This is a genomic window from Oceanobacillus sp. CAU 1775 (genome assembly GCF_054482815.1).
This window is the reverse complement of record NZ_JBTLRO010000002.1, coordinates 63,836-79,700: the sequence shown is the minus strand read 5'-3', so window position 1 is coordinate 79,700 and position 15,865 is coordinate 63,836. Positions and strand designations below refer to the sequence as shown.

Here is a 15,865-nt window from a genome sequence, read left to right as displayed (position 1 = left end):
TCCTTTAATCTTTAGGCATTACTGATATTCTATGAGAAGGTACATCAAGAACACTTGAAATTGCATCAATGATCCAACTTTTAATTGTTACCTGATCTGCACCTTTTGCAACAACAAAAACCCCTCGTACTTCTGGCCGCTTTGTTTGAACAAGTACAGGAGATTCTTTATCACCCTGTCTTACTAGAACTACTTGTGTATCCTCTGTTCTATCTTCCACACGTCTTGTGCCACCACCTTGATCTTCTTCACTTGTTGTTTGGACACCAGAAATTAGATTACGTTCATAAATGTTCACATCCGAGGAGTCCAGATTTACCATCACTTCTGCTTCAGTAACACCCTGCATTTTATTTAACATATTTGCTATGTCCTCTTCGTAAGCTCTAGCTAGTAGATTTATGTCATTGGTGGAAGGCTCAGGAGCGTTCTGAATCTGTTTTACTTGTTCATTTTGCATGTCATCGATTACGATATTTTCGTTGTTATTGCTATTGCTTGAGAAAATATTACTTATTAAAATCATTAATATTCCAGCTAGGCCTAGTACAATAAAATATCTTAGTTTCATTGTTCGCTTTCCTTTGGTATCCTTGTCCACTTTTTCTTCAGAAGTAGTTAATTTGCTTAGCATTCGCCTCAAGATGTTCCTCCTTCCCAATAGACTGAAATCTCTTTCTCTGTTAATTCCCAATTATCTCTTAGTAGCTGAATGATTTCTTCATTATCTTCTTCTTGCAAATCTGTACGTGTATCAATTTTTATTTCATCTACTTTCTGTATTTCACCCTCCTTATTTGTAGCTGCCTGGAGATAGACAATTACTTCTTGCAAACTCTCATATGACATTGTTTCTTCGTCATCAAAGGTGAAGTACAACTCTGAAATTATTGCATCATGTTCCTCCCTTAAATCTTCATTAACTAAAGACTTTAATTGGACAGCCATTTCTTCTAATATATATGCATCATGTAAGCTTTCTATTTCATTTTTTTGAGATTCCATTGAATCTTTTGTGTCATCCATCGCATCGAATTCATTAAAGATTGAATAGTAGCTATCTGCAAGCTGACCTTCCACATCTAATTGAAACAACATAAATATGGGAGTAAGTAAAATGATGATTAATATTAATCCTATAACGAGCTTTATATATTTATGCATGGTGAGCCTTGGTACTAACAGGTCTATCATAGTTGCGAGTAGGATAAAAATTATAATTTGTGTGATCCAGTCTGATATATATTCCATTGCTATCACCTTAATAAAAGAGTTAGATTACTTGCTGCAACGATGAGGACAATTGCCAGTAGAAACATAAAGGATACTGCAAGCAGACATGCAAAAATATATAATATAAATGTACTAATTGTTTGAAGTACACTTATGATTGGCCCATCACCAATCGGTTGTAAAACTGCTGCTGCTAATTTATAAATAAATGCTATAATTAATATTTTGATCGCTGGAAACAAACAAATGAACAATATAATTACCAGGCCAATAATACCGATTGAATTTTTAAGTAATAAGGAAGCACTTATAATCGTATCCACCGCTTCGGTAAAAGTTCTGCCAACTACCGGTATAAAATTCCCAGTAATAAATTTTGCCGTTTTCATCGTAACGCCATCTTGAACAGCACTTGCCGCTCCTTGAACACTCATTACACCAAGAAATACTGTCAACAATACTCCTAGACTACTTAAAGCTACAGTTCGCAAAAGATTTGCTAGGTTTGTTACTTTATAATTTTCAGAAATACTACTTATGATGTTTAACAATACGGCAAATGAGAGTAGCGGCAACACAAATATCGAAACAAATACACCAATAAAATGAATTAAAAATATAATAATCGGGTGAAAAAAAGAAACTGCTAATACATTTCCAAAGGTAGCCATCAAACCAAGAATTAACGGAATGAGGGCAATCATAAATCCACTCATCATATCGATTGCTTCTTTTGCATATGAAATCACGGTATAGAAACTATTCAAAGCTAAAAAAATTAAAACTAAAAATACTACGAAGTATGCTATTTTACTTACAGTTGATTTTTCAAATGCTGCATGCATTGTCTGTAGTAACATGGAGAATATGGTTAATAGTAATAAGCTTCCTAGCAATCTGCCGCTATGAATAATTTCATGGAAAAAATAATTCAAAAATCCTTGGAATATCTTTTGAAACGATAGAGGCTCATCACTTTTAATAACCTCATAAATAGATTTTTTTTCGATCTCGCTTAAATATTCACCATAGTCTCCCTCTAAGTAGTCCCAGTAATATCCTATCTCTTCCAGTGAAATGTCTTGTAGTAGTTCCCCACGTATATCTTGTTCACCTTCCGCTTCTCCTTCAGCATAAACAGGAATAACTTGTCCAACTAAAATCCAGCTAAATAAAAATATGAACATGAATCGTATTTTTCGCTTCATTATTTCTGCTCCTTATACTGTTGGCAGAAAGTTGATAATTGCTTCTATAACCGCAGTAATTATTGGGATTGCGAGTAAAAGGATAAATATCTTACCTGCAAGCTCAATATTTTTTGCAACAGAATGAAGTCCTGCATCTTGTGTCATACTTGCTCCTAATTCGGCGATATAAGCAATGCCAATAATTTTTAAGATTGTTTCTAAATATAAGCCTGGTACATTAGCTTGTTGGCCTAGCGACTGGATCACTTGAAAAATCGTTGAAATTTGTTGGATAATACTACCAAAAATAATTAACCCAACAAATAGTACAATTAAAAAGGCGAATGTAGGATTAATATCCTTTAAAACTATAAAAATGATACTTGCGATAATTGCTATCAGTACTATCTGTAATATATCCATCCTAATTCTCCTAAGGATTTGATACTTTTCATTCCATTCACATGTATGATTTTTCCGGTAGACTATATTAAAGTTTGTCATCAATATTTAATCGATTAAGAGAAAAGCATATTATTTTCGTAGCTGGTTTGTTCCCCTATCACCATGGAACTTTAACATAGCCATTCGCTAGAAGAGAAATACCGATCGCATCTGATTAAACAAATCCGCAAGCCCATTAATGACAATGTATAGTACGATGATAAACCCAATTAAAGTTGCAAATTGAGCTATTTCTTCTTTGCCCATTTGTTTTAATATTGTATGAATCAATGCAACTATAATGCCGATGCCTGCAATTTGGAATAAAACAGATATATCGGTAAACATGCGGACCCTCCTTCTAATTAAATCAATAATAAAACGATAAAAACTCCACTTAACACACCGAGCGTTTTAGATAGCTTGCTGTATTTATGCTGTTCTTCACGCGCTACCTCTAATTCACGGTCAAGGTGAGTAAGTGTGAGTCTAATTTGTTTTTGTTGTTGTGTATAATCATGTTGACCAAGCGAATTTCCAAATTGCTTAATAATTTCAACCTCGTTCTTTTTGTAACTTGCTTGATTTGCTAAGTTTTCAACTGCTCTATCCCACAAAGTAACAAAATCTGTCTTACCTGAAAGCATGTCCTGATGGAGGTGACTAAAAAATTGTTTTAATGGTTCTGGAAGTTGCGTTGCTAATGTATGAAAAGCATCTTGTAGAGAAGCTTGACTGTAAGTTATCTCTGCTTCGAGTATTTGGAGTGCATTCTCAAAATCCCGGATATGCTTTGGACGTTTTTCTAAACGATTGCTTAAATATAAACCTATACATGTCGTAGCGGTTATGAGAATTAGCGCACCAATCCATTTCATATTATCGGTCTCCTAAAGCTATTAATCGTCGCTGGTCACCAGTATAAATTTCATGTTTTCTCATTTGATTCTTTTGATTGCCAAGAACAATAAAGCGATCAAACATACCTAATTCAAATATTGACTGCATCATTGGTCTTTTTCTAATGTCTTCTATTGAATGACCATGTATAGAACAAATGATATTAACGCCAGAATAGATCGCTTCGATTAATGCACTTAAATCTTCACTGCTTCCTATTTCATCAACTACTAATACTTCTGGGGACATCGAACGAATCATCATCATCATGCCTTCTGCTTTTGGACAAGCATCCATTACATCTGTTCTGAGGCCAATATCATGTTGCGGGATACCTTCTTTTGCAGCGGCAATTTCCGAACGCTCATCAATGATCCCTACCTTCCTCGGTCGGTAGCCTTTAAAACCTGTTGCGACTCCCCTTGCCAAATCTCTAATTAAAGTTGTCTTACCTGATTGTGGAGGTCCAATAATCAAGGTATTTAAAAATTGCTTATGATAGAGATGAGGTAATAAGCTTTCAGCAACCCCAATTCTTTCTTTGGCAATACGAATGTTAAAGGAAGCAATATGTTGAATGGCCTTTACGGTTCCTTCTCGTGTGTTCACCCGCCCCGCTATTCCAACGCGATGTCCTCCAGCGATGGTAATATACCCTTCTCTTAGTTCATTTTCCATACGGTACAATGAATATTCACTTAACTGATTTAAAAGATGAGCACCTGTTTGTTTATTGGGTATAATTTCATCTATCCATTCGAATGAGTCTTGAAAGATTAACTCTATCGGTCGGTAAAGTCGATACCTAATTTCTTCAAGTTGAAACCATCTCTTACCTATTATCTTTGCTAGTATTGATTGATGATTCTCTGGGAATAATCGTAAAATCTCTTCCATTTGCCCTCACTCTCTAATCTTTAAAGTTAATAAATATAACCATGGTACTTATAGAAAATGTATGTTACAGAAGTCTAAATATGACTTTTGTGGCTACAAAATCGTGAAATCAAAATGTGTATGTAATGGATCCAAAGCAAAAAAAGACTTCAAACACTTTATCTGTGCTTGAAGTCTTTTTAATACTTATTGTCTAGCAAAAAGAATCTTTATTTAATTCGCTCGAGAAACATACTTGCCTTCGTCTGTACTTATTACTAGAACATCGCCTTTATTTACAAAGAATGGTACTTGAACAGTTATTCCCGTTTCTAATATAGCTGGTTTTGAACCACCACTAGCTGTATCACCTTTTATTCCTGGTTCTGTTTCAACAACTTCTAATTCTACGTTATTCGGTAAATCTACACCTAGAATTTCGCCTTCATACGTTATAATGTAGACTTCCATATTTTCTCTAATAAACTTTAATTCGTATTCTAATTTATTTGCAGGAATCTCAATTTGTTCATAGGAGGTTGTATCCATAAACGCATGAGAGTCACCTGAAGCATACAAATATTGCATTTTATTTGTTTCAATATGTGCTTTCTCTACTTTTTCTCCACCGCGGAAAGTTTTTTCTTGGATATGGCCATTTCGTAAATTACGTAATTTGCTTCGTACAAAAGCAGCGCCTTTTCCTGGTTTAACATGTTGAAAATCAATTACTTGTAAAATATCATTATCCACTTTGATTGTTAATCCTGTTTTAAACTCGTTCACCGAAATCAATATAATTACCTCCTCTTGATAATCTTTCTATAGTTGAATAAACTCTTTTGTAGAGTGTGTTAAACGCTCGTTACCAGACTCAGTAATTACAATATCATCTTCTATTCTACAGCCACCTACACCTGGAACATAAATTCCTGGCTCTACTGTTACAACCATACCTGTCTCAAGTTTTCTTTCAATTTTCGATGATAGGCCTGGTGCTTCATGAACTTCCATTCCTAGCCCGTGACCAGTTGAATGTCCAAAGTTAGATCCATATCCTTTTTCAGTAATATAATCGCGAGTAAGTGCATCTGCTTCTTTCCCAGTCATTCCAGGTTTAATTCCTTTTACTCCGCGCATATTAGCTTCTAAAACAATATCGAAAATATTTCGAAGTTCATCACTGATATCTCCTACAGCTACCGTACGAGTGATATCAGAGCAGTAACCATTATATAAAGCACCGAAATCTAATGTAACAAGTTCACCACTTTCGATTACTTTATCAGAAGCAACACCATGGGGCATTGCAGAACGATAACCAGATGCTACGATTGTATCAAAGCTTGAGGATACCGCACCCTGTTTACGCATAAAGAACTCTAATTCGTTTGAAACGTCGATTTCTTTAACTCCAGGTTTGATATAACCTTGGATATGCATAAATGCATCATCTGCTATTTTAGCAGCTTGCTTCATGATTTCTAATTCTTCGTTGGTTTTAATAATTCTTAGTTCTTCGATTATCCCACTAGTTGCAACTAGTTCTACATCAAAGCCGGTTTTATACTTTTCATACTGTGTATATGTAGTGTAGTCTTTTTCAAAACCTAATCTTTTAACCCCTTGCTCTTTTAAGACAGCATGTATTTCTTCATCAATTGAATTCTTATGCTCGATAATTTTAAATCCTTGTGCTTGTGCCTCGGCTTGTTCTGTGTAACGGAAATCCGTGATAAAAATTGCATCCGCTTCAGTAATGATCACTGCACCCGCGCTCCCAGTAAAACCACTAATATATCTGCGGTTTATTGGACTCGTAATCATTATTGCATCAATATTATTTGTTGAAAATGATTTTCTTAGGTTTTCTAATTTAGCCATTCCCTCATCCCTTTCATTTCTCTATTACATCTGTTAATAGCATTTTTTTTAGTGTATCATAATTGTATAGGAATGGTAACTATTAAACAGCTGACATGTATCACTTATCCCTTGCTTCCCATAATTTTCTCTTGGAAAGATAATAGTCGTAAGATATTGTATAGCCAATGAAAGTTCCATATAAAATAAAAACTGAAATAGTTGTTATTATAGTTTCTATTGGTAAATCATTAATCGAATTACCTATTATCAAATGGTTGATTACGATGAAAAATATTACCCAAAGAAGTGCACCATAAAAAACGCCTGCCCACATCGAATTTATTCTTTTAAACGTAAAATAATAGATGATACTTGGTATGATTGAAATAATCCCAGCTAGTCCAATTGAAAGTAGATGCCCTTGCCACTTATCTGCCCATTCGACTTTCAACCAAGGCTCTAATATATAATTATAAGGTGCCACCTCTGAAAAGCTAAAAAGATACATGAAAACAAAAAATATCGACCAAGTCACACCACCAAAAATCCCAGTAATTATCATCTTTCCAAACAACTTTGAAGGTTGCTCAATTTCCTGCATTTTACTACTCATGTGAATCACCTCAAGATTTATTATGACCAGTTTTCATCTAAACTTTCATCTCATGACTATTTTGTTTCGTAAATCTAGATGTTTCCGTGTTATTTTATTGATATTTAAACTCTTTTGTAGTATTTTCGGGTGATATTTAGTAAGATATATATAGTATAGATTTATTATTCTTTATATTTTACAAATCATAATGTATCTTAAAAGCAAAATGAGGCAATACTATTAATCAAGCAGATTTTTAGCTATTCTTTGTTTGCTTTTTGCTGAATGTGGTATAGATTATTAATGTTTATGATTGAATAAAGGGGGAGTTTGTAATGAAACGTAGTAAAACAGCTATCCTCATTTATATTTTAATTGGCTTTGCTTTTATCGGCCTAATTTCTCAGCTATTTGGCAATACAGTTAACTTTTTAGTAGGTATACTTGTAATGCTATTCTTTGCTGCTTTATTATTCGGATTGCTTTATTTCGTTATGAATAGAAGGAATGGTACAGGTAATTCAGATGAAATGAAGAAATACAAAAAAGCGGTTAAACAATCAAATATGAAATATCAACAGAGTGCCCCAATTAAGAAGACCGTAACTAACCAAAAGAAAAAAACGAAACCTGCATTTCGTAAAGAGCGTAGAAGACCAACGCACTTACGAGTTATTGAAGGAAATAAAGATAAAGCAAAAGACCAAGCCACTAATTAAAGTAGACCTGGTCTTTTTTTATGCGCGGAAAATATTTAATGGGGCCATTTCTTTAAAAACATATTAGCTTGCTGTCTTCCTTCTGATACAAGCTGTTCTTTTTCCGTTTCGGAAATATTGAACTGCATTGCTTTGAGGTCGCCTGTGGGGATAAATATAATATTATTTCTTTCATTTTTAGAAATAAAACGGGTGTCATGCGCTGTTTTCATTGTAAGAAACAATGCTTGGAACATTTGAATCGCATTATTCGTTTTATTTTGATGCTCACTATTGTTCTCAGTAAGTTTTACACCGAGGACAGGACGCACTAAGGTTTCATTCGATGGAAATACCCACAATGGAAAGTTACTTAAAAGCCCTCCATCCACGATTATACTCTGCTTTCCTTGGCTACTCGTTATTCTTTTCGGCATAAAGAAGTATGGAAAACCTGCACTCATTCTTACAGCTGTAGCGATTGAAAATTCCGTTGGATCTATCCCATAAACTCTGTCTAGATCATCTGGAATGACAACTAATTTTCCCAGTGTCAAATCACTTACGATTATTTTTAACTCATCCTGTTTCAAGTCTTTAAATGTATAGATATTTTTCTCACCTAGCTTATTAAACACCCATTCTTCTAATTTATCTCCTTTATATAGACCCATCTGATAATAAAGAAAAAGCCATCTTGTAAAAGGCATATATTTAGTTAGAGCTGGTGGATCCATAAATAATGGTGTATCTAATTCATGCATTAAATCACCGATTTCCCTTGTAGTAAACCCGGCAGCTAGAAATGCTGAAATAATTGCACCGGCAGAAGTACCAGCTACTCTAACAATTTGATAATCATGTTCTGCTAAACTTTCCAATACTCCCAGATACGCATAAGCTTTTACTCCTCCACCAGAAAACACTGCATCGATTCGCATTTCAGCCCCCTATTTTTAGCCTTCAGTCATATATATTAGTTATAGGTTGGCTCTTATGCCATGTGGACAAGATAAAAAAATACAAACCATCATCATGTGGCTTGTATTTTTATTTGCTATTTTGTGCTCGAACCTTTTTTAGATTATCGAGTCGCTGTTTATCTTCTTTAAAATACTTCACAATATCGCCGATTCTATCGATGGAATTCCAGCTTAGATGATGTTCAATTCCTTCAACATCTCCGTAAATATTCTCTTCATCTACACCAATAATTTCTAGAAATTCTTCTAATAAATCATGACGATATAGTAATCGTTTTCCCGTTTCTTCCCCTTTTTCAGTAAGGACAAAGCCACGGTATTTTTCATAGTTAACAAATCTATCTTTATCAAGTTTTTGAATCATTTTTGTTACTGAAGATGGGTGGACTTCTAATTCCTCCGCAAGGTCAGATACACGGGCATACCCTTTTTTCTCAATTAATATATAAATCTGCTCAATATAGTCTTCCATACTCGGTGTTGGCATATGGTCTCCTCATTTCAAAGCATAATTTTTTATATCAGGAAACATTTTTTCCTTACTATGAGAATAACGCACTTTTCCTTGATAAACAAGTAATTACATATAACCAATAAAAAAAGACCTGTTTAACTTGTAGTTGATTCGTTTGTATCTACAAGTTAAACGATGGTCTTCTTTTAGCTTAGCTTAAAGTCCACATTTTAATTGGGCACCACAGCTTGTACATGTATTACATCCACCAATTTCTTCGATACTACCTTTTCGACAAACCGGACATGTATCTCCAATTTCATTTCCAATATTTACATTAGTTGAATCTAGTTCTTGGATTGTCTCCATTAATACAACTTTTCGTTGCTCTTTTTCTTCTTCAAATAACTCTGTTTGTTCTCCAAAGATGTTCTCTTCAGCTTTAAGCGTAAGTACTTGTGAATCACGACTTCCATCCACATAAACAGTACCACCTTTTGCACCACCATTGTATAGACGGCGGTAGACACTTTCTACTTGATCAACAGAGTAACCTTTTGGAGCGTTTACTGTTTTAGAGATTGAACTATCTACCCATCGTTGAATCACACATTGTGTGTCTGCATGTTCTTCTGGTAATAGCTCCATAGACGATACAAACCATTCTGGTAAATTATTTGCATCTGCTTCTGGATTATTATCAAGATATTCTTGTACGATTTCTGCTTTCACTTCGATAAATTTACCTAGACGGCCACTTCTATAATATGAGAATGAGAAGTAAGGTTCTAGACCTGTTGATACTCCAACCATTGTTCCAGTACTTCCAGTTGGTGCAACAGTTAATAGGTGTGAGTTACGAATACCATGCTCTAAGACGCCCTGACGAATGTCTTCTGGCATTTTTTTCATATAACCTGTGTTAATAAATGCTTCACGTAGTGCTAATGTCTCTTCTTCTGTTTCACCAACCAAGAATGGGAAGCTCCCTTTTTCTTTAGCGATTTCAATCGACGTACGGTAAGCAGTTGTTGCGATTGTTTCAAATACTTTATCTACAAGTTGGTTTCCTTCTTCAGAACCGTATCTTGTTTCACAGTAGATTAGTAAATCATGCATTCCCATAACGCCTAAACCTACACGGCGCTCACCAAGTGCTTGTTTTTTATTTTCTTCTAAGAAGTATGGTGTTGCATCAATAACGTTATCTTGCATTCTTACACCTGTTTGAACCGTTTGAATTAACTTTTCATAATCTACTTCTTTTGTTTCTTTATTCGCCATTTCTGCAAGGTTAACTGCAGCTAAGTTACATACACTGTAAGGAGCTAATGGTTGCTCTCCACATGGGTTTGTTGCTACTACTTGCTGTCCATATGCTTTAGCATTCGTTTCATCATTTGCGTTATCAATGAAGAAAATACCTGGTTCAGCAGAGTATGTTGCACAAATGTTGATTAGGTTCCAAAGTTCTTTCGCTTTAATTTCACGGTATACACGAACACCGTAACCCATCTCTTCCCATCTACGTACATCACCTACATCATGCCACTTTTCGTTATAATCTTTCATTTCTTCCGGTGTGTAATTTTCAACATCAGGGAATTTCAATTCATACATATCATCATTTTCAACAGCTTCCATAAAATCTTTTGTGATACATACAGAGATATTCGCCCCTGTTAAAAACTCCGAGTTATGAACAGTATATGTTCCACCTGTAGCAAGTTTCTCTTCTGCTTGTCTCATCGCAGCATCTGTAAAGCCACCTTGCCCAGGAATTCTTTTATAGTTTACGATACTTTGGTACAGATCAAATTCTGTTTCTGTAAGCGGAGTAAAGTTTAACTTCTCTTTTGCTAATCTCTGAATTTGTTCATCTTCTGTGTTTTCGATTAGGTATCTTAGAATTCTAGGATTCTGCATTTTTGAAATAATAAACTCAATAATGTCTGGGTGTGAATCAACTAGCATAATCATTTGTGCTCCGCGACGAGATCCGCCCTGCTCCACAAGATGTGTAAGCTTCGCAATATCATCAAGCCAAGAAACGGAACCAGATGATTTACCGTTAACGCCTCTTGCTAGAGTATTTCTAGGACGTAATGTAGATCCGTTCGTTCCTACACCACCGCCTCGTGACATGATTTCCATCACTTGTTTACGGTGATCAGAAATTCCTTCACGAGAATCCTTTATATAAGGCATTACATAACAGTTGAAATAAGTAACATCTGTATTTGCACCAGCTCCGTAAAGAACTCTTCCAGCTGGAACAAAGTTACGTGCTGCTAATTCCTCTTGAAACGCTTGATTCCAAGTGTCACGTTGCTCTTCTGTTTTTTCCACAGACGATAAACCAGTAGCATTTCTTTTCGCAATTTGTTCGTAATAGATTTCTAGGGGTTTGTCAATAACATCAAGCGAACGAACGATAACACCCGTACTAATTTCTTCTTCATTATCTAATGCTGATAAATAATCTTCATGAACTTTGATTTCAGCCTCATTTGATTTCCAATTGATTTCTTTTACAAATCCTAATCCTCTAGCAGGAAACTTCGGATCAGATTTTACAGTTAGAACAACAAAATCCCCAACTTTTAATGTTTTCTTTTCTGTATCCTTATAAGAATATCTATCTAACATAACAAGTCTTGAAACTCCACCATGTGTTAACTTCATATCCTCCGTAATCGGATGCACAACTTCGAATTGAGCGATATCTTTATTAAGCTCTTCGATATTGATTTCGTTCTTTACTTTTATAATTGTCGACATATTATCTCCCCTATTTCAGTAATTATTATGGTACAATTACATTATCATATACATCTCAATAAAACAACATATAGTACCTTAATTTAAAATATACCCTATATATTGTGATTGAATCCCATAAATAACAAATTGTCAACATTTTTAAATAGAAGATTTCTAAAGAAAATTAAAGAAAAACATACATAACTCGACAATTCCTGCAAAATATGAAGAAATCATTTTCTTCATATTTTTTTGTTTCATTTCTTTGTACTATGCTGTGAATTTACTCCATGAAAAATAAGAAGAATAAAATGAGCTTCGGAAATATAAGAAGACTCCGGGATGGAAGGCTACGGTGAGACCCCGCAAGTCGCTTGGGACTGAGGAGGCTCACCAGCCGCCTATGGATGCGCGAAGTATATTTCCGAAGCGGGTTTTTTCTCTATCTAACATAAAACTTTAACAGATTCTTATACAAAATATATCTTAAATACTTTAAAAACTAGTGAAAGTAATCTATAATAGGAAATGATATTCGTTATAAACGGGGGATAAATGAAATGGCTGTATTAATTATTGTATTTGTTGTACTACTTGCTTTAACGATATTCCGTTACTATAGACAAAAATTGTATTTAAATGTGTTAAATCAAGATCAGTGGATCGAAGGATATCGAAAAGCACAACTAATTGATGTCCGTGAGCCACAAGAATTTGAAAACGGACATATTCTAGGAGCTAGAAATATTCCTGTTACACAATTAAAACAACGTTTAATTGAAGTTCGTAAAGATAAACCAGTTTATTTATATTGTCAGAACAGTAGTCGTTCAGCACGTGCTGCACAAATACTTCATAAAAATGGCAATGAAGAAATCTACCAACTAAAGGGTGGATTTAAAAAGTGGACAGGCAAAGTTAAAAGCAAATAAATCAAAAAAGGTACTAGTCAAATTGACTAGTACCTTTTTTGTATTCTGCAGTAGCTTTTCTAAATCTTTATCTCTATTGAAAACGCTCGAAGGAAATCGACATCGAGATAATTTCTAAATAAAAATATTTACTCTGGATAGTATCTAAGAATAGGCTTACGTGATGCAGTTGCTTCGTCTAAACGACTAACAACAGTATTTTTAGGCGCTTCTAGAACAACTTCTGGATTGTTTTTCGCTTCGTCTGCGATTTGTAACATAACATCAATGAAATGATCCAATGTTTCCTTCGCTTCCGTTTCAGTCGGTTCAATCATCAATGCTTCTTCAACAATTAATGGGAAGTAAACAGTTGGTGGATGAATATCCAAGTCCATTAATCGCTTAGCAATATTTAATGTTCGCACACCAAGTTTCTTCTGTTTATTTCCAGAAAGAACAAATTCATGTTTACAATGTTGTGTGAATGGTAGCTCATACTCTTCTTCTAAACTACGCATGAGGTAATTCGCATTAAGAACAGCATACTCACTAACCTTTTTCAGCCCTTCTGCACCCATTGTACGGATATAAGTATAAGCACGTACGTTGATTCCAAAGTTTCCGTAGTATCCCTTAACCATACCAATAGATTTTGGTAGGTTATAATCAAACTCATACATATCATTATTTTTACGAATTACAGGCTTTGGTAGGTAAGGTGCTAGTTCTTCTGATACACCAATTGGACCAGAACCAGGACCTCCACCACCATGTGGACCAGTAAAAGTTTTATGAAGGTTCAAGTGTACAGCATCAAAGCCCATATCTCCTGGACGGCTATAACCCATGATTGCATTCAAATTAGCTCCGTCATAGAATAACTTACCGCCCACACCGTGAACAATTTCAGCCATTTCTACAATTTCCGTTTCAAATAATCCTAAAGTATTCGGATTTGTTAACATCAATGCTGCTGTATTTTCATTAACCACACGCTTTAAGTCTTCAACATCAACTAAACCTTTTTCGTTTGATTTAACTTCTACTACTTTAAATCCTGCAACAGCTGCTGAGGCTGGATTCGTACCATGTGCTGAGTCAGGTACAATAACTTCTTTTCGGTGGTGATCACCATTTGCTTCATGGAAAGCTTTAATCATCATTAATGCTGTCCATTCCCCTTGTGAACCAGCGGCAGGTTGCAACGTAATTTCGTGCATTCCTGTAATTTCTTGTAGATGCATCTGTAAATCATACATCAGTTCCATTGCACCTTGAACCGTTGTTGGGTCTTGGTATGGGTGAATATGTGAGAATCCTGGAAGTCTAGCAACATCTTCGTTAATTACAGGGTTATATTTCATCGTACATGAGCCAAGTGGATAAAAACCGGAAAGGATTCCAAAATTACGGTTAGATAATCCAGTGTAATGACGCATTAATTCTAATTCACTAACTTCTGGAAGTTCTGCATCCACTTTTCGAATATATGCATCTTCAATTTCCTCTTCTAAATTAACTTCTGGAACATCAAGTGCCGGAAGATTATATGCAGATCTATTCTCTCTACTACGTTCAAAAATTAACGGAAAGTTCTCGTTAGCCATTGATATCCCCCATTTCTTTTACAAAAGCATCAATTTCATCTTTCGAACGAATTTCAGTTGTTGCGATTAACATGTGATTTTCTAATTCTGGATAAACCACACCAAGATTATAACCACCGATAAATCCTTTTTTAAATAACTCTTTATTTACTTCATCAATTGGTTTCTTTAACTGTACAACAATTTCGTTAAAGAAAGTTCCACTAAATACTGTAGAAATATTAGCTTCTGCTAATTTTTGTTTTGTATATCTTGCTTTTTGCATATTTAATTTAGCCATATCTTTTACACCATTTTTTCCAAGTGCACTCATCGCTGCAGCGCTTGCTAAGGCATTTAATGCTTGGTTGGATGTAATATTCGATGTAGCTTTTTCACGTCTAATATGTTGTTCTCTCGTTTGTAATGCTAATACAAATCCACGTTTACCTTGTTCGTCTACCGTTTGACCAACGAAACGACCTGGTACTTTACGCATATACTTCTCTGTCGTAGCAAAATAACCACAATGTGGTCCGCCAAATTGAGCTGGTATACCAAATACCTGTGTATCTCCGACTACTATGTCAGCCCCAAATTCACCTGGTGGTGTAAGATATCCTAAAGAAAGTGGATTACTTGAAACAACAAACATTGTTTTCTTTTGCGTTTTAATTATTTCATTTATTTTATCTAATGGTTCCACTTGTCCAAAAAAGTTTGGATATTGAACAATTACAGCTGCTGTGTCTTCATCTAGTTCTTTTTCAAGCTGCTCTAAGTTCGTTCGGCCATCTTGATAACTAATTTCTACGATATCTAACTTTTGTCCATTCGCAGCAGTTTCAATCAGCTGACGATATTCTGGATGTAATGCAGATGAGACGATAACTTTCTTCCTTTTCGTTTGCGAGACACTAAGATGCATTGCCTCTACAACTGCTGTTCCTCCGTCATATAAAGAAGAGTTCACAATTGGCATTGCTGTAAGTTCAGAAATCATTGTTTGAAACTCAAACATCGCCTGTAACTCACCTTGCGTAATTTCAGGTTGGTATGGTGTATATGCAGTATAAAATTCTTGTCTTGAAATGACATGATCCACAACCGATGGAATGAAATGATCATAAACTCCTGCACCTAAAAACGAACGATATTCTGTTAGATTTGCGTTCTTATTTGCTAGTTCTGTTAATTCTTTTTTAATTTCATACTCACTAGCAGGTTTTTTAAGGTCTAACTCTCTGTCTAATCGAACTGCTTTAGGTATATCTGAAAAAAGCTCTTCAGTAGAATCAACACCTATGGTTTTTAACATTTCTTTTTTATCTTCTTCTGTTAAAGGTAAATAGCGAAAATCCAT

The 15,865-nt window shown here is 34.9% G+C and carries 17 protein-coding genes; 2 read left to right on the top strand and 15 right to left on the bottom strand.

Annotated features, from left to right (window positions below; translation table 11 throughout):
* Positions 1 to 4 precede the first annotated feature (4 nt).
* From spoIIIAG to ACXYMZ_RS03560, 10 genes are all read right to left on the bottom strand, one after another.
* Positions 5 to 634: a stage III sporulation protein AG gene (gene spoIIIAG, locus ACXYMZ_RS03605; RefSeq protein ID WP_458947484.1), complete on the bottom strand. Its 630-nt coding sequence runs from the start codon at positions 632 to 634 to the stop codon at positions 5 to 7.
* Positions 635 to 639: 5 nt separating this feature from the next.
* Positions 640 to 1,251 (bottom strand): stage III sporulation protein AF, encoded by a 612-nt coding sequence (spoIIIAF, locus tag ACXYMZ_RS03600; RefSeq protein WP_458946991.1) that lies wholly within the window; start codon positions 1,249 to 1,251, stop codon positions 640 to 642.
* A gap of 5 nt (positions 1,252 to 1,256) precedes the next feature.
* Complete coding sequence (gene spoIIIAE / locus ACXYMZ_RS03595; RefSeq protein WP_458946990.1) at positions 1,257 to 2,441, bottom strand: stage III sporulation protein AE; 1,185 nt, start codon at positions 2,439 to 2,441, stop codon at positions 1,257 to 1,259.
* 12 nt (positions 2,442 to 2,453) lie between these two features.
* The gene (spoIIIAD, locus tag ACXYMZ_RS03590) at positions 2,454 to 2,846 is read right to left on the bottom strand and encodes a stage III sporulation protein AD (protein WP_458946989.1); all 393 of its coding nucleotides are present in this window, start codon (positions 2,844 to 2,846) and stop codon (positions 2,454 to 2,456) included.
* 168 nt (positions 2,847 to 3,014) lie between these two features.
* Positions 3,015 to 3,215 (bottom strand): stage III sporulation protein AC, encoded by a 201-nt coding sequence (spoIIIAC, locus tag ACXYMZ_RS03585; protein WP_458946988.1) that lies wholly within the window; start codon positions 3,213 to 3,215, stop codon positions 3,015 to 3,017.
* A gap of 17 nt (positions 3,216 to 3,232) precedes the next feature.
* A complete protein-coding gene (gene spoIIIAB / locus ACXYMZ_RS03580) occupies positions 3,233 to 3,745 on the bottom strand; it encodes a stage III sporulation protein SpoIIIAB (protein ID WP_458946987.1) in 513 nt (170 codons plus the stop codon).
* A 1-nt stretch (position 3,746) separates the two neighbouring features.
* Positions 3,747 to 4,664, bottom strand: a complete 918-nt coding sequence (gene spoIIIAA / locus ACXYMZ_RS03575; protein WP_458946986.1) for a stage III sporulation protein AA — start codon at positions 4,662 to 4,664, stop codon at positions 3,747 to 3,749.
* A gap of 213 nt (positions 4,665 to 4,877) precedes the next feature.
* The gene (gene efp / locus ACXYMZ_RS03570; protein ID WP_458946985.1) at positions 4,878 to 5,438 is read right to left on the bottom strand and encodes an elongation factor P; all 561 of its coding nucleotides are present in this window, start codon (positions 5,436 to 5,438) and stop codon (positions 4,878 to 4,880) included.
* A 27-nt stretch (positions 5,439 to 5,465) separates the two neighbouring features.
* Positions 5,466 to 6,527, bottom strand: a complete 1,062-nt coding sequence (locus ACXYMZ_RS03565; protein ID WP_458946984.1) for a M24 family metallopeptidase — start codon at positions 6,525 to 6,527, stop codon at positions 5,466 to 5,468.
* A 100-nt stretch (positions 6,528 to 6,627) separates the two neighbouring features.
* Positions 6,628 to 7,122, bottom strand: a complete 495-nt coding sequence (locus ACXYMZ_RS03560; RefSeq protein ID WP_458946983.1) for a YqhR family membrane protein — start codon at positions 7,120 to 7,122, stop codon at positions 6,628 to 6,630.
* A 317-nt stretch (positions 7,123 to 7,439) separates the two neighbouring features.
* On the opposite strand from ACXYMZ_RS03560, the gene ACXYMZ_RS03555 reads away from it, so the two are divergent.
* A complete protein-coding gene (locus tag ACXYMZ_RS03555; RefSeq protein WP_458946982.1) occupies positions 7,440 to 7,823 on the top strand; it encodes an SA1362 family protein in 384 nt (127 codons plus the stop codon).
* A 35-nt stretch (positions 7,824 to 7,858) separates the two neighbouring features.
* Here the strand turns inward: ACXYMZ_RS03555 and ACXYMZ_RS03550 are convergent, their stop codons facing one another.
* From ACXYMZ_RS03550 to ACXYMZ_RS03540, 3 genes are all read right to left on the bottom strand, one after another.
* Entirely contained in the window at positions 7,859 to 8,743 is an 885-nt protein-coding gene (locus tag ACXYMZ_RS03550; RefSeq protein ID WP_458946981.1) for a patatin-like phospholipase family protein, read from the bottom strand.
* A 109-nt stretch (positions 8,744 to 8,852) separates the two neighbouring features.
* Positions 8,853 to 9,272 (bottom strand): transcriptional regulator MntR, encoded by a 420-nt coding sequence (gene mntR, locus ACXYMZ_RS03545; protein ID WP_458946980.1) that lies wholly within the window; start codon positions 9,270 to 9,272, stop codon positions 8,853 to 8,855.
* A 183-nt stretch (positions 9,273 to 9,455) separates the two neighbouring features.
* On the bottom strand, positions 9,456 to 12,020 hold the full coding sequence (locus ACXYMZ_RS03540; RefSeq protein WP_458946979.1) for a vitamin B12-dependent ribonucleotide reductase: 2,565 nt from the start codon (positions 12,018 to 12,020) through the stop codon (positions 9,456 to 9,458).
* Between the two features lie 542 nt (positions 12,021 to 12,562).
* Between ACXYMZ_RS03540 and ACXYMZ_RS03535 the strand changes: the two genes are divergently transcribed.
* Positions 12,563 to 12,934: a rhodanese-like domain-containing protein gene (locus ACXYMZ_RS03535; RefSeq protein ID WP_458946978.1), complete on the top strand. Its 372-nt coding sequence runs from the start codon at positions 12,563 to 12,565 to the stop codon at positions 12,932 to 12,934.
* Positions 12,935 to 13,062: 128 nt separating this feature from the next.
* Here ACXYMZ_RS03535 and gcvPB read toward each other — a convergent pair whose 3' ends face one another.
* Both gcvPB and gcvPA read right to left on the bottom strand, forming a co-directional pair.
* Positions 13,063 to 14,523 (bottom strand): aminomethyl-transferring glycine dehydrogenase subunit GcvPB, encoded by a 1,461-nt coding sequence (gene gcvPB / locus ACXYMZ_RS03530; RefSeq protein ID WP_458946977.1) that lies wholly within the window; start codon positions 14,521 to 14,523, stop codon positions 13,063 to 13,065.
* Positions 14,516 to 15,865 carry an aminomethyl-transferring glycine dehydrogenase subunit GcvPA gene (gene gcvPA, locus ACXYMZ_RS03525; protein WP_458946976.1) on the bottom strand — a complete coding sequence of 450 codons (1,350 nt, stop codon included), beginning with the start codon at positions 15,863 to 15,865 and terminating at the stop codon, positions 14,516 to 14,518. Before gcvPA ends, gcvPB begins: the two co-directional genes overlap by 8 nt.